Source organism: Terrabacter sp. 2TAF16, assembly GCF_052115065.1.
GTDB lineage: Bacteria > Actinomycetota > Actinomycetes > Actinomycetales > Dermatophilaceae > Terrabacter.
Window position 1 is genome coordinate 337,516 of the sequence record NZ_JBFRFZ010000003.1, and the last position, 18,930, is coordinate 356,445.

19 protein-coding genes are annotated in these 18,930 nt (G+C 72.2%); 11 read left to right on the top strand and 8 right to left on the bottom strand.

The genetic code is table 11. The annotated features are described in order from the left end of the window. Positions 1–3 precede the first annotated feature (3 nt). Positions 4–1,329, top strand: a complete 1,326-nt coding sequence (locus AB4Z14_RS05430; protein WP_442274309.1) for an MFS transporter — start codon at positions 4–6, stop codon at positions 1,327–1,329. Here AB4Z14_RS05430 and AB4Z14_RS05435 read toward each other — a convergent pair. The 3 genes from AB4Z14_RS05435 to AB4Z14_RS05445 all read right to left on the bottom strand — a co-directional run bounded on the left by AB4Z14_RS05435 (position 1,322) and on the right by AB4Z14_RS05445 (position 5,993). Continuing rightward, the gene (locus AB4Z14_RS05435; RefSeq protein WP_442274310.1) at positions 1,322–1,702 is read right to left on the bottom strand and encodes a DUF1304 domain-containing protein; all 381 of its coding nucleotides are present in this window, start codon (positions 1,700–1,702) and stop codon (positions 1,322–1,324) included. The genes AB4Z14_RS05430 and AB4Z14_RS05435 overlap by 8 nt on opposite strands. A gap of 99 nt (positions 1,703–1,801) precedes the next feature. Further along, the gene (locus AB4Z14_RS05440; RefSeq protein WP_442274311.1) at positions 1,802–4,795 is read right to left on the bottom strand and encodes an AAA family ATPase; all 2,994 of its coding nucleotides are present in this window, start codon (positions 4,793–4,795) and stop codon (positions 1,802–1,804) included. 1 nt (position 4,796) lies between these two features. After that, the gene (locus AB4Z14_RS05445) at positions 4,797–5,993 is read right to left on the bottom strand and encodes an exonuclease SbcCD subunit D (RefSeq protein ID WP_442274312.1); all 1,197 of its coding nucleotides are present in this window, start codon (positions 5,991–5,993) and stop codon (positions 4,797–4,799) included. A gap of 120 nt (positions 5,994–6,113) precedes the next feature. Here AB4Z14_RS05445 and AB4Z14_RS05450 point away from each other — a divergent pair, with 120 nt between their 5' ends. After that, positions 6,114–6,530: a hypothetical protein gene (locus AB4Z14_RS05450; RefSeq protein WP_442274313.1), complete on the top strand. Its 417-nt coding sequence runs from the start codon at positions 6,114–6,116 to the stop codon at positions 6,528–6,530. Here the strand turns inward: AB4Z14_RS05450 and AB4Z14_RS05455 are convergent. The 4 genes from AB4Z14_RS05455 to AB4Z14_RS05470 form a co-directional block, all read right to left on the bottom strand. Continuing rightward, a complete protein-coding gene (locus AB4Z14_RS05455) occupies positions 6,520–7,266 on the bottom strand; it encodes a TetR/AcrR family transcriptional regulator (protein WP_442274314.1) in 747 nt (248 codons plus the stop codon). The genes AB4Z14_RS05450 and AB4Z14_RS05455 overlap by 11 nt on opposite strands. A gap of 141 nt (positions 7,267–7,407) precedes the next feature. Then, positions 7,408–8,319, bottom strand: coding sequence for a mechanosensitive ion channel family protein (locus AB4Z14_RS05460; protein ID WP_442274315.1), 912 nt, complete (start codon positions 8,317–8,319; stop codon positions 7,408–7,410). Between the two features lie 185 nt (positions 8,320–8,504). Continuing rightward, complete coding sequence (locus tag AB4Z14_RS05465) at positions 8,505–8,882, bottom strand: phage holin family protein (RefSeq protein ID WP_056775276.1); 378 nt, start codon at positions 8,880–8,882, stop codon at positions 8,505–8,507. Positions 8,883–8,886: 4 nt separating this feature from the next. Beyond that, positions 8,887–9,975, bottom strand: coding sequence for a 6-phosphofructokinase (locus tag AB4Z14_RS05470; RefSeq protein WP_056774416.1), 1,089 nt, complete (start codon positions 9,973–9,975; stop codon positions 8,887–8,889). 146 nt (positions 9,976–10,121) lie between these two features. Here AB4Z14_RS05470 and hisC point away from each other — a divergent pair, with 146 nt between their 5' ends. From hisC to AB4Z14_RS05505, 7 genes are all read left to right on the top strand, one after another. Continuing rightward, a complete protein-coding gene (gene hisC / locus AB4Z14_RS05475; protein WP_442274316.1) occupies positions 10,122–11,279 on the top strand; it encodes a histidinol-phosphate transaminase in 1,158 nt (385 codons plus the stop codon). Positions 11,280–11,361: 82 nt separating this feature from the next. Continuing rightward, complete coding sequence (locus AB4Z14_RS05480) at positions 11,362–12,099, top strand: hypothetical protein (protein WP_442274317.1); 738 nt, start codon at positions 11,362–11,364, stop codon at positions 12,097–12,099. Continuing rightward, positions 12,096–12,863, top strand: coding sequence for a hypothetical protein (locus tag AB4Z14_RS05485; protein ID WP_442274318.1), 768 nt, complete (start codon positions 12,096–12,098; stop codon positions 12,861–12,863). The genes AB4Z14_RS05480 and AB4Z14_RS05485 overlap by 4 nt, the downstream gene beginning before the upstream one ends. Continuing rightward, positions 12,860–13,627 carry a hypothetical protein gene (locus AB4Z14_RS05490; RefSeq protein WP_442274319.1) on the top strand — a complete coding sequence of 256 codons (768 nt, stop codon included), beginning with the start codon at positions 12,860–12,862 and terminating at the stop codon, positions 13,625–13,627. The genes AB4Z14_RS05485 and AB4Z14_RS05490 overlap by 4 nt, the downstream gene beginning before the upstream one ends. A gap of 77 nt (positions 13,628–13,704) precedes the next feature. Further along, positions 13,705–14,112 carry a glyoxalase superfamily protein gene (locus AB4Z14_RS05495; RefSeq protein WP_020143784.1) on the top strand — a complete coding sequence of 136 codons (408 nt, stop codon included), beginning with the start codon at positions 13,705–13,707 and terminating at the stop codon, positions 14,110–14,112. A 27-nt stretch (positions 14,113–14,139) separates the two neighbouring features. After that, a complete protein-coding gene (locus tag AB4Z14_RS05500) occupies positions 14,140–14,637 on the top strand; it encodes a hypothetical protein (RefSeq protein ID WP_442274320.1) in 498 nt (165 codons plus the stop codon). 92 nt (positions 14,638–14,729) lie between these two features. Beyond that, positions 14,730–16,109, top strand: a complete 1,380-nt coding sequence (locus AB4Z14_RS05505; protein ID WP_442274321.1) for an AAA family ATPase — start codon at positions 14,730–14,732, stop codon at positions 16,107–16,109. 54 nt (positions 16,110–16,163) lie between these two features. On the opposite strand, the gene AB4Z14_RS05510 is transcribed toward AB4Z14_RS05505, so the two are convergent. Further along, positions 16,164–16,547, bottom strand: coding sequence for a hypothetical protein (locus AB4Z14_RS05510; protein WP_442274322.1), 384 nt, complete (start codon positions 16,545–16,547; stop codon positions 16,164–16,166). A 233-nt stretch (positions 16,548–16,780) separates the two neighbouring features. On the opposite strand from AB4Z14_RS05510, the gene pdhA reads away from it, so the two are divergent. After that, positions 16,781–17,935: a pyruvate dehydrogenase (acetyl-transferring) E1 component subunit alpha gene (gene pdhA / locus AB4Z14_RS05515; protein WP_056755923.1), complete on the top strand. Its 1,155-nt coding sequence runs from the start codon at positions 16,781–16,783 to the stop codon at positions 17,933–17,935. Next, positions 17,935–18,927 (top strand): alpha-ketoacid dehydrogenase subunit beta, encoded by a 993-nt coding sequence (locus tag AB4Z14_RS05520; protein ID WP_056774399.1) that lies wholly within the window; start codon positions 17,935–17,937, stop codon positions 18,925–18,927. Before pdhA ends, AB4Z14_RS05520 begins: the two co-directional genes overlap by 1 nt. Positions 18,928–18,930 lie beyond the last annotated feature (3 nt).

An 18,930-nucleotide genomic window follows, 5' to 3' on the forward strand; every position in this document is an offset into this window, starting at 1 on the left:
CTGATGGTCCTCGCTCCAGCTCAGCTCGACCGGGCGACCTTGCAACGCAAGGTGGTCCGCACTCTCGTCGGGTCGCAGATCCTCAGCGGGGTCGGCATGGCCTGCGGCATCGCCGTCGGCGCGCTGATCGCCGAGGACCTCAGCGGCACCGAGGCGCTCGCCGGTGTCGGCACGACAGCCCAGGTGCTCGGCACCGCGCTGCTGACGATCCCCGTCGCCCGCGCGACGGCCGCAAGGGGCCGCCGCGTCGGGCTGCGCTGGGGTCTGGCCGTGGCTTTCGTCGGAGCGTCGCTCGTGCTCGTGGCGGCCGTGCTCCGTTCGTTCCCCCTCTTCGTCGTCGGCATGTTCCTCTTCGGCGGCGGCACGACCGCCAACAACCAGACGCGGTATGCCGCCGCCGACCTCGCGGACCCGGCGCGCCGCGGGCGCGACCTGTCGATCGTCGTGTGGGCCACGACGATCGGCTCGGTGGTCGGACCGAACCTCGTCGGACCGGGCAAGGCGCTGGCGCACCGTCTCGGGTTGCCCGAGCTGGCCGGGACGTTCGTCTTCTCCCTCGTCGGCTTCGTGGCCGCCTGGCTCGTCGTCGACCGGCTGCTGCGGCCCGACCCACTGCTCACGGCGCGTGCCCTCGACGCCGCCCACCGTGAGGAGGGGCGCCGGGCTGCCGCGCCCGACGTCGTGGCCGACCCGGCATCCGGCGGCGTCGCCGACGTGCCGAACCACGACGGCTCGATGCGCCGCGGCCTCGCCGTGGTGCGGTCGAACCCGCGCGCGCTCCAGGCGATCCTCGTCATGGCGCTCGGCCACCTCGTCATGGTCAGCGTCATGGTCATGACGCCGATCCACATGAAGCACGGTCACGCGGAGCTCGAGGTCATCGGCTTCGTCATCTCGGTGCACATCCTCGGGATGTTCGCCCTGTCGCCGCTCGTGGGGGCGGCCGTCGACCGGTGGGGCGCCCCGCCGGTCGCCATGACGGGCGGCGTCGTGCTCACGGTCGCATCGCTGCTCGCGTCTCGCTCCCAGGCCGGCTGGTCCGGCCTGTTGCTCGTCGCCCTCTTCCTGCTCGGCGTGGGGTGGTCGTGCACCCTCGTGTCGGGCTCGACCCTGCTCACGTCGGTCGTCACGACCGACGAGCGTCCCGCCACCCAGGGACTCGCCGACGTGCTCATGGGTCTCGCTGGTGCCGGGGGAGGCGTGGCGGCCGGCATCGTCGTCGGGTCGCTCGGCTACTCGGCGCTCGCGTCGGGGTCGGCCGCGGTCGGCGTCGTCATCCTCGTCGTCGGCGCGGCCCGGGTGCGTCGCACCGCCGCGGACGTCAGCTGAGCAGCGTCAGCACGAAGCCGATGAGTGGCAGCGTGCCCTGGGTCAGGGCGGCGCGCACGTAGCTGCGGCCGGTCGTGACGAGCACCGCGGCCGCGGCCGCCATCGAGCCCGTGCAGAAGAGGGCGAGGGTGCGCCCGGCCGTGTCGTGGCCGGTCCACCAGAGCACGAGGCCGAGCGCGGCGCCGATGCCGAGGAAGAGGTTGTAGAAGCCCTGGTTGTAGGCCATCGGCCGGGTCACGTCGGCAGCCGCCTGGTCCGCGACGCCGAAGCGCTTCCACACCTCGGGGCGGGTCCAGCCGACGCTCTCCATCCAGAAGATGAAGAAGTGCAGCAGTGCGGCCAGCCCGACGAACACGTTCGCGGCGATCTTCATGATCGGATCGTAGGGGTCCGGGACCCGCAGGACGTGGCCTCTCGCCGTGTGGAGACCCGCAGATCGTGGCCTCTCCACGTGTGGAGGAGGCCCGGGCGGTCAGGCGGTGATGCGCAGGGTGCTCGTGCGGTCGGACGTGACGAGCACCTCGATGCGATCGGCGACCCGCGACTTCAGCTCGGTGACGTGGCTGACGATGCCGACGGTGCGGCCCCCCTCGCGCAACCCCTCGAGGGTGTGCATGACGTCGTCGAGCACGTCGGGGTCGAGGGTGCCGAAGCCTTCATCGACGAAGAGCGTGCCGAGGTCGACGCCGCCGGACTCGGCACGCACGACCTCGGCGAGGGCGAGGGCGAGCGACAGGGAGACGTAGAAGGTCTCACCGCCGGAGAGGGTGCCGACCTCGCGGACCTGGTTGGTGTGCATGTCGTGGACGCGCACCCCGAGCCCGGACTTGGCGTTGCCCTTCTTGGCGTCGGTGTGCTCGAGCGTGTAGCGGCCGCCGGAGAAACGGCCGAGCTCGGTGTTGGCCGCCGACAGCACCTCGGTGAAGCGGCGGATGAGGACGTACTTCGCGAGGTCGAGGTTCAGCTGGTTGTCGCCGTTGCCTGCGACGAGCTGGCCGACCCGTACGGCGTCGGCGGTCGAGGCGATGACGGCGGCGTTGCGGGCCATCGCCTCGCGGATGTCGGTGACCCGTCGCTTGGTGCGCGTCACCTGGTCACGGAGGCTTCCGTGCTCGTTGCTCGCGGCCTCCATGTCCTTCTTCGCGGCGGCCGCGAGGGCCTCGAGCTGCTCGATGTCGTCGAAGAGGGCGTCGAGCTGGACGTCGGCAAGCTCTGGCCCGGTCAGCCCAGCGCGCACCTGGGTGCAGGCCCGCTCGAACTCCGCGATCTCCTGGGTCTTGGCATTGATCCACTCGGCGCCGCGGTCGGCCGCCATCCACTCGGCGACGTCGGCGAAGCCGAACTGCGCGAGGTCGGCGTCGCGCGCCGCGGTGTCCTCGGCGACCGACGAGGCAGCGACGTCACGCTGCCCGAGAGCGTCGACGAGGGAGTCGATGCGGCTGGCGCCGGCGACGAGGGCCTCGCGTCGCGCGGTGACGCTGGGGTGGCCGTCACGGGCCTGCTCGACGCCGACCGTCTCCTCGGCGATGCGGCCGTCGAGGTCGACGACCGACTGCTCGCCGCGCGCGAGATCGGCCAGGAGCCGGGCGGCCTCGGCGCTGAGCGTGTCGACGCGGTGGCGCAGCTCGGTCACACGCGCCGCCCCGGCCTCGACGTCGGCCCGGGCCTGCACCGAGGCCGCGAGCTCGTGCGCCGCCGCCTCGGCCCGGGCGCGTGCCTCGGTCACGTCGAGCCCCTCGCACCGGGCGGCGAGCTCGCGCACCTCTGACCGGAGGGCCCCGAGGGCCTCCGCGGTGGTGGCGGCCTGCTCGCGCAGCCCGACGACGCGGGACTCCTCGGCGTCGATCTGCTCGGGGGTGACGGCGTCGAGGGTCGGGCGGGCAGGGGAGGGGTGCTCGACGGACCCGCACACGGGGCACGGGTCGCCGCCGACGAGCGAGAGCCCGAGCTCGCCGGCGATGCCGTCGATGCGTGCCCGGCGCAGCCCCGCGAGCGACGACTCGGCCGCCGCCACGGTGCCCAACGCCTCGATCGCGAGCGCCTCGGCCCGCGGCACCCGGGTCACCGCGGCCGCGTGGGCCACCGCAGCCTCGAGACGGGCCCTCGCCCGCTCGCCCTCGGCGGCGCGCCCGTCGAGCAGCGCCGCCAGCCGGCGCGCCTCGGTGAGCGCCGCCTCGTGCGTGGCGATGGTGCCGGGGAGGGCCTCGAGCTCGCTCGTCAGCGACGCCACCGACCGTCGTGTGCCGTCGAGCCGTTCGCGCAGCCGCGCCAGCTCCGCGATGCGGCCGGCGAGCGCGCCCTCGAGCGCGATGGCACCGGTGAGGGAGCCGACGACCTCACGGGCCTGGGCGGCGGCCTCGCGCAGCGCGGCCGGTCCACGGTCGCGCAGGGCCGGGTCGACGCGGGCGCGGGCCTGCGCCAGGGCACCCTCGGCGCGCTTGAGTGTCGCCTCGGACAGAGCCAGGGTGCGCACGGCACCGGCGACGGGACGTGCCTGGCGCGCCCGCGCCACCTCGTCGCCGAGCTGCTGGAAGGCCACCGCCTGCTTGCCGAGGTCGTGCTCCTGCTGCTGGAGCTGGATGAGCCGCTCGCGGCGCTGCATGCGCAGCCGGGCGTCGCTGACCATGTCGGCCATCTGCTTGTGCGTCTCGATGGCCTCGCGGCTCGCCTTGCCCGCGTGGCGCTCACGCGTCGTCAGCTCGTCGACGACCTGGGCCAGCTCGGCGTCGAGGGACTCCGGCGTCGTGCGGCTCAGGTCCTCGAGCTCGTCGCGCCGTTCGGTCTCGAGCCCGGCCGACACCGCCAGGGCGTGCACCGCGAGCCGGATCTCGTCGACCGCGGACTGGCGCCTGGCCTGCGCGGCCCGCCCGGCCTCGACGATCTCGTCCTGGACCCGGCGGAAGAACGCCGTGCCGAAGACCTTCTCGAGGAGCTTGCCCTTGTCCTCGGACCTGGCGCGCAGGAACGTCGCGAACTCGCCCTGCGGCAGGATCACGGTCTGCACGAACTGGTCGCGGGTGAGCCCGACAGCGCGGGTGATCTCGTCGTCGCAGTCCCCGATGTTGGTCGAGAGCAGCTCGCCGCCCTCGAGGTCGTCGGGCGTCTGGAGGCGCCACAGCTTGATCGTCGGCTGCTGCACCGTCGTGCCGTCGCCGCGCGACTTGGGGCGCTCGAAGCGCGGCGTTCGCTGGACGCGGTAGAGCCCCGACTGCGTCTCGAAGACGAGCACGACGACCGGCACGGTGCGCGGGTCGGCGTGGTGGGAGTGGATGCGCTCGACGTCGGCCGAGGCCTGCGCGACCTTGCCGTAGAGGGCGAAGGTGATGGCGTCGATGATCGTCGACTTGCCCGACCCGGTGGGCCCCTCGAGCAGGAAGAGGCCGGCGCGCCCGACGGTGGTGAAGTCGATGACCTCGGTGCCCGCATACGGCCCGATGGCCGTCATGGACAGGTGGTGCAGCTGCACGTCACGCCACCTCCTGCGCCTCGGCCCGGTGCTGGGCCCGGACGGCGGCCTCGAAGCCGGCCTCGAAGACCTCGATCTCGCCGCCGCTCGCCTCGGTCTTGGTGACGTAGGCGATGAAGTCGGAGCCGAGCTCGCGGGGGTCGCGCTCGCTGACGACTGTCGTGCCGCCTCGCCCGCGGTCGATGGCGCCCTCGGGCTCGTGGAAGACCTGCAGGGCGTGCGGGAAGCGGGACTTGAGGCGGTCCATGAGCGAGTCGGGGCGCACCCGGTCGGTGACCGTGACGCGCACCCACGCGGCCTCGGCGCTCGCGAACGACGGCGACTCGAGCAGCTCGTCGAGGCGACCGCGCAGCGTCGCCATGGCGCGCGGCTGTGCGATCTCGACCGGGGTCACCCGGGCGGGGCCGGACGCGTCGAGGTCGACGAGGAGCACGACCTTCTCGTGGTCCTGCTCGGAGAACGAGTAGCGCAGCGGCGACCCCGAGTAACGCACGACCGAGCCGTCTGCGGACTCCGGCGCCTGCGGCCCGTGGAGGTGCCCGAGCGCGGCGTAGTCGATGCCGGCGAAGACGGTGCCGGCCACCCGGTCGACGCCGCCGACCATGATCGAGCGCTCGGAGTCGCTCGGCTCGGCACCCGCCACGAACGCGTGGGCCAGCACGACCGACCGCACCCCGGGCCGTTCGGCGAGGTCGGCGCGGATGCGGTCGCACGCCGCACCCACGACGGCCTGGTGCGACCGGGGCAGCGGCTCGCCACCTCCTGCCAGCGCAACGCGCGCGTGGTCGGGGTCGAGGTAGGGGATGCCGTAGACCACGGCCTGCACGCCGTCGCTGCCCCCGAGCCGGACCGGGAGGTCGAGCTGGCCGAGGTCGGTGACCATGCGGATGCTCTCGCGGAAGAGGCCGGCGCCGTAGCCGAGGCGGATCGCCGAGTCGTGGTTGCCCGACGTGACGACGACGGTCGTGACGGCCGAGAGCCGGGACAGCGTCCACTCGAAGAGCTGGACCGACTCGACGGGCGGCACCCCGCGGTCGTAGACGTCGCCCGCGACGAGCACCGCGTCGATCGGGATGCCGTCGGGCGGGTCCTCGACGAGCTCGCAGATGCGCTCGAGCACGGCTGACTGCGCCTCGTGGAGGTTCACGCCGTGGAGCGTGCGCCCGAGGTGCCAGTCGGAGGTGTGGAGCAACCGCATGCCACGACGGTAGGTCCCCACGCCGACACCCTCCCAGCCGACACCCCGGTGCCGCGCTCGGCCCTCGGCGAACGGTCGCGCGCCCGGCGGACCGTCGGCACCGGCACCTACCGTGCCCGCATGGAGACTCCCGAGCGTCCCCGCGTCGTCGTCTGCAACCAGGTCAGCGTCGAGGGGAGGGTCGTCGGCTTCGACACCCACCCCGACCGCTACCACCGCCTCGGCTTCCGGTGGCCCTGCGACGCGATCCTCATGGGCAGCACGACCGCCCTCGTCGTCGGGCCGACCGAGACCGAGGAGGACCAGCAGCGCACGCTCCCACCCCGACCGCGCCTTCGCCGCGAGCCTCGTCGACGAGATCGTCGTCCTGCTCGACCCCGTCGTCTCGAGCGACCCGGACGGCCAGCGGCTCGTCACGCTGCCCACGCCGGGCCACCCGGCGGCATACGCCTGCGAGTGGGTGACGTCGAGCGCTTCGACGACGGCGCGCTCCTCCTGCGCTACGCGACGGCCACCGACCGGGCTCCTACTGGCTGAGCTGGAGATCCATCCGTTCGAGGAGGGCCTCGAGGGCCTCCTCGAAGTCCACCTCGACCCGGTCCTCCTCGAGCTTCGGAGCCAGCCGCTGCACGGTGGGGAAGGCGTCCAGGGGCAGCGTCCCGTCGTCGTTGGGCTGGTGGGCCCCGCCCTCGTCGAGAGGCGTCTCCGGCCCCGAGAACTGCGCCCCCTGGGCGGCCGACTCGAGCAGCAGGTGGCCGAGCAGGAAGCTCGTGTAGGTGCGGTAGGCCCACACGGCCTGGTCCTCGGTGAAGCCGCGCTGCATCAACCCGTTGAGGAACTCCTCGACCACCGCGAGGCTGCGCAGGGGAGGCCGCAGCCACGGCGCCGCCGGGTGTCGCGTGGCGATCAGGGGGAAGGCCAGCGGGTGGTCGAGGGAGAGCCGTCGCACGTTGTGCGCCATCCACTGCAGGAACGCCTGCCAGCCGTCGGAGGGCTCCATGCGCGTGCCGGGGTCGATCTCGAGCGAGGCCACGAGGCGGTCGACGACTCCCTCGAGGAGGTCCTCGCGCCCGTTGACGTAGCGGTAGAGGGCCATGGCCTCGACCCCGAGACGTGCGCCGAGACGGCGCATGGTCAGTGCGTTGACACCCTCGGCGTCGACGAGCGCGATGGCTTCGTCGACGATGCGGTCTCGGGTGAGGCGGTGCCGTCCGTCGGCGCGGCCTGCTCCGGCCGCCTCCTCCAGCTCGGGCGGGGCTCCCGGGGTCGTCATGGCTGCTCCTCGGACGCTCGGCGGTCGTTCCCTCGAGTCCATCATGCCCGGCTGGCACCGCCAACGCCGCGGTAGAACGCGAACGGGCGGAACCCCATGGGGATTCCGCCCGTTCGAGGGCCGGTTCGACCGGAGTGGACGTCAGTACGTGCTCTGACCGCCGCTGGTCGGGCGGTAGTGGCTGTCGGGCTGGCCGTCGGCCTCGAACGCCGTGGTCCGGGTCGGGTCGAAGGACGCCGTGTGCTGACCCGTCTCGGGCCGCCCGTGGTAGAAGTCGTCAGCCGAAGCGGCCTCCTGGGGTGCGGGGGTGGTGGTGTCGCCCCCGTCGTGACGCGCCTTCACCTGACGTGCCTGCTCGGCGATGCCCGGGGCCTGTCGTACCTGCTCGCGGACCCGACCGGTCTCCTCGGCCAGGGTGTCGAGGTAGCCCTCCCAGCGAGCCTGCATCGGCTTGACGAGGCCGCCTCCGACGCCGACGACGATCACGCCGGCCACGGTCGCCAGCACGGCGATGAGCACCGGCATCGTCACGGTGGTGGCGATACCGACCTGCCCCAGGGCGGCGATGATGCCGAGCCCCAGGATGAAGATGCTGGCGATGTTGGCGAGCAGCTTGCCGTAGGACAGGCCGCCCAGGGTGTTGGTGATGAGCTCGCGCACGGCAGCGGCGATCGCAGCGGCCACGACGACGATGACGATGGCCACGACGGCCTTGGGCAGGAATGCGATGACACCGCTGAGCAGGTCACTGATCGGGTTGGGGCCCCAGATGCCGAAGGCGAGCTGGAGCACGAAGAGGAGCAGGGCGTAGTAGACGATCTTGCCGACGATGGTCGACGCGTCGTACTCGCTCCTGGCCAGTGCGCGCTTGATGCCTCCGCGCTCGACGGCGCGGTCGAAACCGACCCGCTCGAGGACCTTGTCGACGACCTTCCCGATGGCCTTGGCGACGAGCCAGCCGATCACGAGGATGACCAGGAAGGCCAAGAACTTGGGTACGAAGAGCGCCACGGACCTCCACAGGTCCGTCAGTGCCGTGCTGATGTTGTCCACGAGAGTCTCCAGGGAGTCGATGGTTTACGTTGTAAACGCCAGTCGGGTGGTACCTACCCGGCCTGCCTCGGCGGGAAACCTCGACGATCGCTGGGCGGAGGGGACGCCGACGTCCGGACATGCCAAGAGCCCGCCCTCCACGTGGAAGGCGGGCTCAGGGCATACGCGCTCTGGGCGAAGGGACCTCAGTCGGTCTTGATGAAGCTGAGCAGCATCGACACGAACGTGATGATGAGGCCGCCGAAGACGGCGTCCCAGAAGAAGTGCTCGACGTGGAACGGCAGGTCGAGCTTGCCGGCCAGCCACGACGTCAGCTCCAGCATCAGGGCGTTGACGATGAAGACGAACAGGCCCAGCGTCAGGATGATGAGCGGCAGCGAGATGAGCTTGATGATCGGCTTGATGAAGGCGTTCAGGATGCCGAAGATCAGGGCCACGAGGACGACGGTCCAGATGACCTGACCCGTCGAGCCACCGCCGAACGTGATGCCGGGGATGGCCCACGCGGCCACCCCCAGGGCGACGGCGTTGACCACCGTCCGAAGCGCGAAGTTGAGGAGCATGCGCTCAGTGTTCCACGGGCGCAGGCGCATCGGCGGGAAGACCGGGGTGCTCGTCGCCGGGGATCCGCGGCTGGAACATCGCGTTGAGACGCAACAGGTCCGGCTCGACCATCTTGAGCGAGCCGATGGCCTCGGCGACGGGCACGCGCTCGATGCGGCCCTTCTGCAGGGCGACCATCTGGCCCCACGCCCCGTCGAGGGCGGCCTCGACCGCAGCCACGCCGAAGCGGGTGCCGAGGACTCGGTCGAAGGCGACGGGCGAGCCGCCGCGCTGGATGTGGCCGAGCGCGGTCATCCGGCTCTCGATGCCGGTGCGGCCCTGGATCTCGCGGGCGAGGATCGAGCCGATGCCGCCGAGGATCTGGTGGCCGTACTTGTCGACCTCGGGCGCCGGGATGTCCATCGTGCCGGCCTTGGGCAGCGCGCCCTCGGCGACGACGACGATCGTCGCGAAGCGACCCTTCTTGTGCCGGTGGACGATTCGCTCGCAGACCTCGTCGACGTCGAAGGGCTCCTCGGGCACGAGGGTGATCGCGGCGCCGCCGGCGAGGCCCGACCAGATCGCGATGTGGCCGACGTGGCGGCCCATGACCTCGACGACGAGGACGCGGTGGTGGCTCTCGGCCGTCGTGTGCAGTCGGTCGATGGCGTCGGTGCAGATCTGGACGGCGGTCTGGAAGCCGAACGTCATCTCGGTGAGGGAGATGTCGTTGTCGATCGTCTTGGGCACGCCGATGACGGGAAAACCGTTCTCGTGCAAGCGGTTGACGACACCCATCGAGCCCTCGCCACCGATGCCGATGATGGCGTCGAGCCCGTGCCGGTCGTAGGCCTTGCGCACGCGCTTGAGGCCGTCCTCGTGGGCGAACGGCTGGTCGCGGCTCGTGCCGAGGATCGTGCCACCGAGGGGCAGGATGCCGCGGCACCGGTCGACGTCGAGGATCTCGTAGTCGTTGTCCATGACCCCGCGCCAGGCATTGCGGAAGCCGATGACGGTGCTGTCGTACGTGACCTCGGCGGCGCGGGTCGCGCCCCGGATGACGGCGTTGAGGCCGGGACAGTCCCCGCCCCCGGTGAGGATGCCGATGCGCATGATCTGACTTTCGTGAGGCTGGGCATGAAGAAGATGTCGAGGCGGCGGTGGCGCGACGATGTGAGCCTAGCCACAGACCGGCGTCGCCGTCAGGAGAGCGTCCATGGGCCGGTCGCCCGCGTGGACACTGGCTCTACAGTTCGGGTATGAGCGACAGCCCTGAGACCGTCAGCGAGAGCGTGACCGAGAGCGCCACCCCGGACGAGGCGTATGCAGCCCCGCAGGCGTCGGGCGCCACCGTGCGGCTCCGCGACGTGCTGGCCCAGATGCCCGACTACAAGCCCGGGAAGCCCGCGTCGGCACCCGCCGGCGTGACGGCATACAAGCTGTCGTCCAACGAGAACCCCTACGGTCCGCTCCCGTCGGTGCTCGCGGCGATCGACGACGCGGCGGCGACGGTGAACCGCTACCCCGACATGGCCGTCACGGCGCTGACCGAGCGGCTCGCGAAGGCGCTCGACGTCCCGGCCGAGTGCATCGCGACGGGCACCGGCTCGGTCGCGGTCCTCGCCCAGATCGTCAACGCCGCGTGCGACGCCGGTGACGAGGTCGTCTTCGCGTGGCGCTCGTTCGAGGCCTACCCGATCGTCACGCAGCTGGCCGGCGCGAAGCCCGTCATGGTCGGCCTCGACGAGCGGGCCCGCCACCGCCTCGACGCGATGTTCTCCGCGATCACCGACCGCACCCGCGTCGTCCTCGTCTGCACCCCCAACAACCCGACCGGGCCGTGCGTCCACCAGGCGGAGCTCGAGGCCTTCCTCGACAAGGTCCCGAGCGACGTCATCGTCGTCGTCGACGAGGCGTACGTCGAGTTCGTCCGCGACCCCGACGCCGTGCGGGGGCTCGAGACGTGGCGTCACCGCCCCAACGTCGTCGTCCTGCGGACCTTCTCCAAGGCGTACGGCCTCGCCGGCCTCCGCGTGGGGTATGCCGTCGCGCACCCGCCCGTCGCCGCCGCCCTCCGCAAGACGGCCACGCCCTTCGGCGTCAACTCGGTCGCGCAGGTGGCCGCCATCGCCTCGCTCGACGCGTTCGACGAGCTCAACGCGCGCGTCGAGTCGCTCGTCGCCGAGCGCGACCGGGTCGTCCGGGCCCTCGGCGACCAGGGCTGGACCCTCCCGCAGTCCGATGCGAACTTCGTGTGGTTCCCGCTCGGCGCCGACTCGACGGCCTTCTCGCAGGCGTGTGCCGAGGCCGGCCTCACGGTGCGGCAGTACGGCGACGACGGCGTGCGCGTCACGATCGGCGAGGTGGACGCGAACTCGCGGCTCATCGAGGTCGCCGAACGCTTCGGGGCCCGCTGACCGAGCCGATCGGGGCGACAATGGGCTGAGCCGCGCGGTGTCGCGCGGCCGTCGTTGCAGGTCATGGCGCGGGAGGTCGCGGATGGGCACGGTGCGCAAGCGGCTCGCCGGTCGCGCGCTCAGCGGCAGCCTCGCCCTGCTCGGTGTCCTGCTCGTCGTGCCGTCGCTGTACTCGCCGACCCGGGAGATGGCGGTCGCCGACCGCGAGCACGGCTCGCTCCTGTCGCACCAGTGGGAGTGGAGCTGGGGGCGCGTCCGGGTGGCCGGTCTCGAGGGGGTCGAGCTGCGCGACCAGTGGAACCCGTTCGGCCTCGCCGTCCTCGTGGTGCTCCTCGTCGCGGGCCTCGCAGGCGTCGGCGTCTGGCTGGCCCGCCGCGTCACATGGGGTCACGTGCTCGGGCTCGTCACGGTCGGGCTGCTGACCGGTCGCGTGCTGACGACCGTGGCCGACCGGCTCGGCCGCTCGCTCGGCGAGGTCGACCAGGGGGCTGCCGGCCTCACGGTCCGGACCGAGATGACGCAGGCGGGGTCGCTCGAGACGGCCGCTGCGTGCGTCCTCGTCGTCGCGCTCGTGCTCATGGGTGTGGCCGCGGCCCGGTCGACGGGCGGGAGCGCCCTGCCGACGGTGCTGGCCGGCACCCCGGCCGCCGGCACTGCGGCTGCCGGCCCTCCGGCAGGTCGGGCGGAGCCGGCTGGGCTGCGCCCTGTCGGTGAGCACCTGACGACCGCGCCCGTGTCGTTCGACGACGCAGGTGCGGGCGGTGCGGGCGGAGGGGCGGACACGCCCGCGACGGCAGGAAAGCCGGGGAGGACGCCGTGACGGACCTTCGGGAGCACGTGGTCGCCGGCCGGCTGACGGCCGCGCTCGTCGGCCTTCTCGGGGTGCTGCTCGCACTGCCCACCCTCGTGCTCCCGACCCACGCCATCCTCCAGAAGCCGCCGGAGTCGGCCGAGCCCGACGCGTCCCCGTTCCGGCTGTCCGTCTGGAGCTGGGGGCACGTCGCAGACACGACCGCCAACACGGACGGCCAGGTCGACGTCGGCAACACGACCGGTCTGGTGATCCTCGTCGTGGCCCTCGCCGCCGGCCTCGCCGGCGTCCTCGCGTATGCGTTCCGGGCCGGCACCGACGGCCGGATCCTCGGTGTGACGGGACTCGCCTGGGCTGCATCCCAGGTGGTCGGTGGCCTGGGACGACGGGTCGGTGACACGATCTCGGGCATCTTCGGCGACGGCGACCAGCTCGTCGTCGAGACCTTCCCCACCGGCTACCTCGAGGTGGCCTCCGCCGCGCTGCTCGTCGTGTCGCTCGGTCTCGTCGTGCTGCGACCCGTGGCCGCACTGGCGCGGTCGGCCGTCGTCCGCGCGCGGGCGCTGGCCCGCCGTGCGGCCACGCACGACGAGGTGTCCGATGCGGCAGGCACGACGGAGACGTCAGCGCCGCGCGTCGGGATCGCGACGATTCGTGACGTGCCCAGGGGACCCGGCCATCCGCCCCATGCGCGGCGCGAGCACGCCGGCACGGGCGTCGGCTTCTCCGACGACCCGACCGTCGACCCCGACCGGTTCCGGCCGCCGAGATGACCGACGGTCCCGTCCACGACGTCGACCCGGAAGCCGGGCCGGGATGGCGTACGCGTGTGGCGGGGGTGGCGCTCGGCGGCGTCGGCGTGGTGCTGGCGGCGTCCACGGTGGTGTGGCCGACGAAGGTCGTCGCGGTCCGCGTCCCGGAGGTCGGCGACTTCACCAAGGGCTACGAGCAGCTGATCTGGTCGTGGGGACGTGAGGTCGTCTACACCTCGGACGGTGTGCTCCTCGACGCGTTCTCCGGTCCCGACCCGGTGCCGCGAGCGGTGCTCCTCGTCGTCGTCCTGCTGCTCGCCGCGGCCGGGTTGGTCGCCCGGCTCGTCCGTGGCGGGCGGCCCGGTGAGCTCGCGTCGGGGGTCGGCCTGGCGCTGGCTCTCGCGACCGTCGCGGCATCGGTGGTGCAGCGGCTGTCGGTCGACGACCGGACGATCGGCCTGCAGCCCGGGCTCGTCGTCGTGACGACGACGGTCGGCTGGCTCGAGGTCGTGTCGGTCGTCCTGCTCACGGCAGCAGTCGCCGGTCTCGTCGTCCCGGTGTTGCTGCCGCGCGTGGCGGTCTCGGTCACCGGCACGGTGTCCGGCGTCGCGGCGCGACTTCGGCAGCGTCGCGCCCTGGTGGAGGCCACCCCGCCGATCGTCGCCACCCTGATGGACCCCGGTCCGGCCGGCTCGGGGCGGGCGCCCGAGGTCGGCTTCAGCGACACGCCCTTCCCGTCGGGCGCGGACGGGGGAGTTGCGTCGCCGACCGACACCGACAGGTGAGCGCTGGATCGGGCCTCGTCGGAAGTGGTCGTGTGCCGGACGCCCGCCGTGTGGGTGGGCGGCCCTACCGTCGGGGCATGGACATGAAGCTCGAGCTGGTGGCCGTGCCCGTGACCGACGTCGACCGGGCCAAGGAGTTCTACGTCGAGAGGGTCGGATTCGTCCTCGACCACGACCACACGGTCAGTGACGAGATCCGATTCGTGCAGCTGACCCCACCCGGGTCGGCCTGCTCGATCGCGATCGGCAAGGGTCTGACCGAGATCGTCCCGGGCGGCCTCGACAACCTCCAGATGGTCGTCGCCGACGCCGACGCGATCCGGGCCGAGCTCGTCGGTCGCGGCGTCGAGGCATCCGAGGTCGACGAGCAGCCGTGGGGCCGTTTCGTCCACTTCAGCGACCCCGACGGCAACCGGTGGTCGCTGCAGGAGCTGCCCGCCTGGTCCGCCGGTGCCGGTGGCGACGGCGTCGACCCCGGGGCCTGACGCGTGGTGTCCGGGCTCCGTAGGGCCGTGCCGTTGATCCTCGTCACGGGCGCGGTCCTGCTCGCCGCGGTCCTCGTCTGGCCCACTCACCACCTCGTCTCACGCACGGCCGGGGGGAGCGAGACTCTCGTCGACATCTGGTTCGACGGACGCGTGCGGGCCGTGAGCCAAGCGATCGAGGTGCAGCGAGAGAGCTCGCTCACCGCGGTCCTGCTCGTCGTCGCGGCCATCGTCCTGCTCCTCGCCGCCGGCGGGCTCTGGGTGGCGGCCGCTCGGAGAACCCCGGTCGTGCCGGCTGTCGCGGTGACGGCTGCGACGCTCGCCGGTCTCGCTGTCGCGGTGTCCGTCCTGGTCCTGGTCCGCAGCGAACCCTTCGCCTTCGGGTGGGTAGGGAGTGCGGCGGTGGGGCAGCTCGACACGGCGATGACGCCGGTGGCGCTCTTCCTCCCGGCCGTGGTGGTGCTCGGGGGGCTTGCGATCGTCGCGATGCTGACGACGGTGGCTCGGCGTCGCGTGACGACCTGACGACCTGCCGACGTGACGACCTGACGACCTGACGACCTGACGACCTGAACGGCCGGGCGCCCCGTGTCGGTCCTCCGGCGTACGTTCACGGCATGCTCACCGCCGTCGCCGTGTCCGGCTACCGCTCGCTGCGCGACGTCGTCGTGCCCCTGCACGGGCTCGACGTCGTGACGGGCGCGAACGGCAGCGGCAAGTCGAGCCTCTACCGGTCGCTCCGGCTCCTCGCCGGCTGCGGCCGCGGCGACGTCATCGCCACCCTCGCCCGCGAGGGTGGCCTCCAGTCCGCGCTCTGGGCCGGCCCGGCGACCCTCGGCGGCGCTCGCGACCGGGGCCACGCCGTGCAGGGCACCCGTCGCAAGGGCCCGATCAGTCTCCAGCTCGGCTTCGCCTCCGACGACTTCGGCTACCTCGTCGACCTCGGCCTGCCCCAGCAGTCGACCGGCAGCGAGGCAGGGACGCCGTCGGCGTTCCTGCGCGACCCCGAGATCAAGCGCGAGGTGGTCTGGGCCGGCCCCGTCATGCGGCCGGGCTCGGTGCTCGTGCGCCGCCGCTGGGGTGTCGCCGAGACCCGCGCCGTGGGCGGGAGCGACGACGGCTGGGCCTCCGACTGGGGGCCCGACGACGGCGACGCCGCGGAGTGGGAGTCCGACCCCGTCGCGGCCCCGGGATCACGCACCGGCTCGCGAGCGGCCTACAAGGAGCCGGGCGCCGGCACGGCGTCGGGCCCGGGCCGCGGTGCACGCCCAGGGTGGGTCGAACTGACCCGCTCGCTGCGCCCGTGGGAGAGCATGCTGACCGAGCTCGCCGACCCCGAGCGGGCACCCGAGCTGCTCCGGGTGCGCCGGATGATCCGCGGCTGGCGGTTCTACGACGGGTTCCGCGCCGACGCCGAGGCCCCGGCCCGGACGCCCCAGGTCGGCACTCGCACCCCGGTGCTCGCCGACGACGGACGCGACCTCGCCGCCGCGCTCCAGACGATCCGCGAGAACGGTCGGTCCGAGCTCGACCGAGCCGTCGCCGACGCCTTCGACGGGGCGATCCTCGAGGTCACCGTCGACAGCGGCCGCTTCGACGTGGAGCTGCACCAGCCCGGGATGCTGCGGCCGCTCGCCGGAGCCGAGCTGTCCGACGGCACGCTGCGCTACCTGCTCCTCGTCGCCGCGCTGCTGACGCCCGACCCGCCGTCGCTCATGGTCCTCAACGAGCCCGAGACGTCGCTGCACCCCGACCTGCTCCCACCGCTCGGACGGCTCGTCCGGTCTGCGGCCGAACGCAGCCAGGTCATGGTCGTCTCCCACTCCGAGGCGCTCATCCGCGAGCTCGGTGTCGTCGACTCCGACGACGACGAGGCACCGGTCGGGCTCGGCACACCGGCCCGAGGCATCACCCTCGTCAAGGACCTCGGCGAGACCGTCGTGCAGGGTCAGGGCCTGCTCACCACCCCGGCCTGGACCTGGGGCACCCGGCGCTGACCGCGCCGGCGAGCGCGCCCCGAGCACACGGCATACGCCATCGCTCGCGACGCCTCAGGAGGTGGCGTTGTCGACCCGGCGGTCCGAGGGCTGCCCAGGGTCCACGGGTCCGGGGCTACGCCGGATCCGGGACGTCGCGAAAGTCGTCCACGCGGCTGCGACGAGCAGGTAGCAGGCGAAGGCACCGACCAGCCAGCCGAGCGGGTCGTAGATCCCCCGACCGGTCAGGTAGAGGAAGCACCCTGCCATGAGGACCTGTGGGATGGCCTGAGCCGGGTAGAGCTCGGCCCAGTCGAGCGTCGTCCGCCAGGTCGGCAGGTCGGTCGGAGGTCGTCGCCCCCTGACGGCCGCCAGCACGATCTCGCGCCGGGTCCGTCGCGGCAGTGACCACCAGGCCCTGCTGATCGCCCAGGCGCTGGTGCGGTTCGGCGCTCCCATGTGCCCCCCTGCCTCGGATGTCGGGTGATTGTCGCACGGGCGACCCCGACCAGTGGGGGCGTTGTCGTCCCGCATTGTGAGATTCGCAGGGCTCTCCGGTAAGTTCCGGGTCGAGGACCAAGCACGAGTCCGTCGTCACGAACGGCGGCCCTGCGCCCCCAGAAGCCGACGAGCGGGTGACCCCCGTTTGCGGGCCGAACGAGTAGGCCGGTCTCACCGGCGAAGGAGCCCCAGTGAGCGACAAGGTTGTCGCCGAGCTGCAGGAGCCGACCCCCGCGGTCGGCGACGGTGGCCCGGACATGATCCAGCTGCTGACCCCCGAAGGTCAGCGCGTGTCCCATCCCGACTACGACAAGTACGTCGCGGACCTGACGCCCGAGGACCTGAGGAGCTTCTACCGCGACCTCGTCCTCATCCGCCGGCTCGACGCCGAGGGCTACGCCCTGCAGCGCCAGGGTGAGCTCGGCCTGTGGCCCAGCCTGCTCGGTCAGGAGGCGGCCCAGGTCGGCTCCGGTCGTGCGCTGCGGCCCCACGACTTCGTCTTCCCGACCTACCGCGAGCACGGCGTCGGCTTCGTGCGTGGCATGGACCCGCAGAGCTCGCTGCAGCTCTTCCGCGGCGTCAGCCAGGGCGGCTGGGACCCGCAGGAGAACAACTTCCACCTCTACACGATCGTCATCGGGGCCCAGGCGCTGCACGCCACGGGCTACGCGATGGGCGTGCGGATGGACGGCAACGTCGGCACCGGCGACCCCGACCGCGACACCGCGGTCATCTGCTACTTCGGCGACGGTGCCTCCTCGCAGGGTGACGTCAACGAGGCCTTCGTCTACGCGGCGAGCTTCGACGCGCCGGTCGTCTTCTTCTGCCAGAACAACCAGTGGGCCATCTCCGAGCCCGTCGAGAAGCAGACCCGGATCCCGCTCTTCCAGCGCGCCCGCGGCTTCGGCTTCCCGGGTGTCCGCGTCGACGGCAACGACATCCTTGCCACGTATGCCGTGACGCAGCACTGCCTCGACGAGGCCCGAAACGGCAACGGCCCGCTCCTCATCGAGGCCTACACGTACCGCATGGGTGCGCACACGACGGCCGACGACCCGACGAAGTACCGCGTCTCGGCCGAGGTCGAGGAGTGGAAGTTCCGCGACCCGATCCTGCGCCTCAAGACGCTCCTCGCGCACGAGGGGATGGCCGACGAGGCCTTCTTCGTCCGCATCGACGAGGAGGCCGACCAGTTCGCCGCCGAGCTGCGCGAGGGCTGCGTCACGATGGAGACGATGGCCGGCGAGACGATGTGGGACCACGTCTACGCCGAGGACCACCCGGTCATGGAGGCGGAGCGTGCCGCCTACCTCGCCTACAAGGCGAGCTTCGAGGAGGCGAACTGATGGCCGGCCAGCTCGAGAAGGTCACGCTCGGCAAGAGCATCACCAACGGCCTGCGCAAGGCCATGGAGGCCGACCCCAAGGTCGTGCTCATCGGTGAGGACATCGGCAAGCTCGGTGGCGTCTTCCGCATCACCGAGGGCCTGCAGAAGGACTTCGGCGAGGACCGCGTCATCGACAGCCCGCTCGCCGAGTCCGGCATCGTCGGCACCGCGGTCGGCATGGCGCTGCGCGGCTACCGCCCCGTCTGCGAGATCCAGTTCGACGGCTTCGTCTATCCGGCCTTCGACCAGATCGTCAGCCAGGTCGCCAAGATGCACGCCCGTGCCCTCGGCGCGGTCAAGATCCCGATGGTGATCCGCATCCCGTTCGGGGGCGGCATCGGCAGTCCGGAGCACCACTCCGAGAGCCCCGAGGCCTACTTCGCCCACACCGCGGGCCTGCGCGTCGTCGCGTGCAGCAACCCCGAGGACGCCCACTGGATGATCCAGCAGGCCGTCGCGTGCGACGACCCGGTGATCTTCTTCGAGCCGAAGCGCCGCTACCACGACCGTGCGGAGTACGACACGACCGCGACCACCGCGCCGCGCGGCCTCTTCGAGGCCAACGTGCTCCGTGAGGGCACGGACGTGACGCTGCTCGGCTACGGCCCGGTCGTCAAGACGATGCTCGAGTCGGCCGCCGCAGCGGAGGCCGAGGGCACGAGCATCGAGGTCATCGACCTGCGCTCGCTGTCGCCGCTGCCGATCGACACCATCGTCGAGTCGGTGCGCAAGACGGGTCGCCTCGTCGTCGTCCAGGAGGCGAGCAGCTTTCTCGGCATGGCGTCGGAGATCTCGGCGCAGGTCACGGAGCAGTGCTTCTACGAGCTCGAGGCCCCCGTCATCCGGGTCGCCGGCGCGAACATCCCCTACCCGCCGAGCCGGATGGAGGAGGAGTTCCTCCCCGACCTCGACCGCATCCTCGACGGCGTCGACCGCGCGCTCGCGTACTGAGAA

Bases quoted from the DNA above. Each gene is read 5' to 3' on its own strand.
- AB4Z14_RS05520 (WP_056774399.1), top strand. From the start codon at position 17,935: ATGGCCGGCCAGCTCGAGAAGGTCACGCTCGGCAAGAGCATCACCAAC.
- AB4Z14_RS05465 (WP_056775276.1), bottom strand. From the start codon at position 8,882: ATGCTCCTCAACTTCGCGCTTCGGACGGTGGTCAACGCCGTCGCCCTG.
- AB4Z14_RS05510 (WP_442274322.1), bottom strand. From the start codon at position 16,547: ATGGGAGCGCCGAACCGCACCAGCGCCTGGGCGATCAGCAGGGCCTGG.
- AB4Z14_RS05480 (WP_442274317.1), top strand. From the start codon at position 11,362: ATGGGCACGGTGCGCAAGCGGCTCGCCGGTCGCGCGCTCAGCGGCAGC.
- AB4Z14_RS05505 (WP_442274321.1), top strand. From the start codon at position 14,730: ATGCTCACCGCCGTCGCCGTGTCCGGCTACCGCTCGCTGCGCGACGTC.
- AB4Z14_RS05490 (WP_442274319.1), top strand. From the start codon at position 12,860: ATGACCGACGGTCCCGTCCACGACGTCGACCCGGAAGCCGGGCCGGGA.
- AB4Z14_RS05495 (WP_020143784.1), top strand. From the start codon at position 13,705: ATGGACATGAAGCTCGAGCTGGTGGCCGTGCCCGTGACCGACGTCGAC.
- AB4Z14_RS05435 (WP_442274310.1), bottom strand. From the start codon at position 1,702: ATGAAGATCGCCGCGAACGTGTTCGTCGGGCTGGCCGCACTGCTGCAC.
- hisC (WP_442274316.1), top strand. From the start codon at position 10,122: ATGAGCGACAGCCCTGAGACCGTCAGCGAGAGCGTGACCGAGAGCGCC.
- AB4Z14_RS05470 (WP_056774416.1), bottom strand. From the start codon at position 9,975: ATGCGCATCGGCATCCTCACCGGGGGCGGGGACTGTCCCGGCCTCAAC.
- AB4Z14_RS05455 (WP_442274314.1), bottom strand. From the start codon at position 7,266: ATGACGACCCCGGGAGCCCCGCCCGAGCTGGAGGAGGCGGCCGGAGCA.
- AB4Z14_RS05430 (WP_442274309.1), top strand. From the start codon at position 4: ATGGTCCTCGCTCCAGCTCAGCTCGACCGGGCGACCTTGCAACGCAAG.
- AB4Z14_RS05450 (WP_442274313.1), top strand. From the start codon at position 6,114: ATGGAGACTCCCGAGCGTCCCCGCGTCGTCGTCTGCAACCAGGTCAGC.
- AB4Z14_RS05445 (WP_442274312.1), bottom strand. From the start codon at position 5,993: ATGCGGTTGCTCCACACCTCCGACTGGCACCTCGGGCGCACGCTCCAC.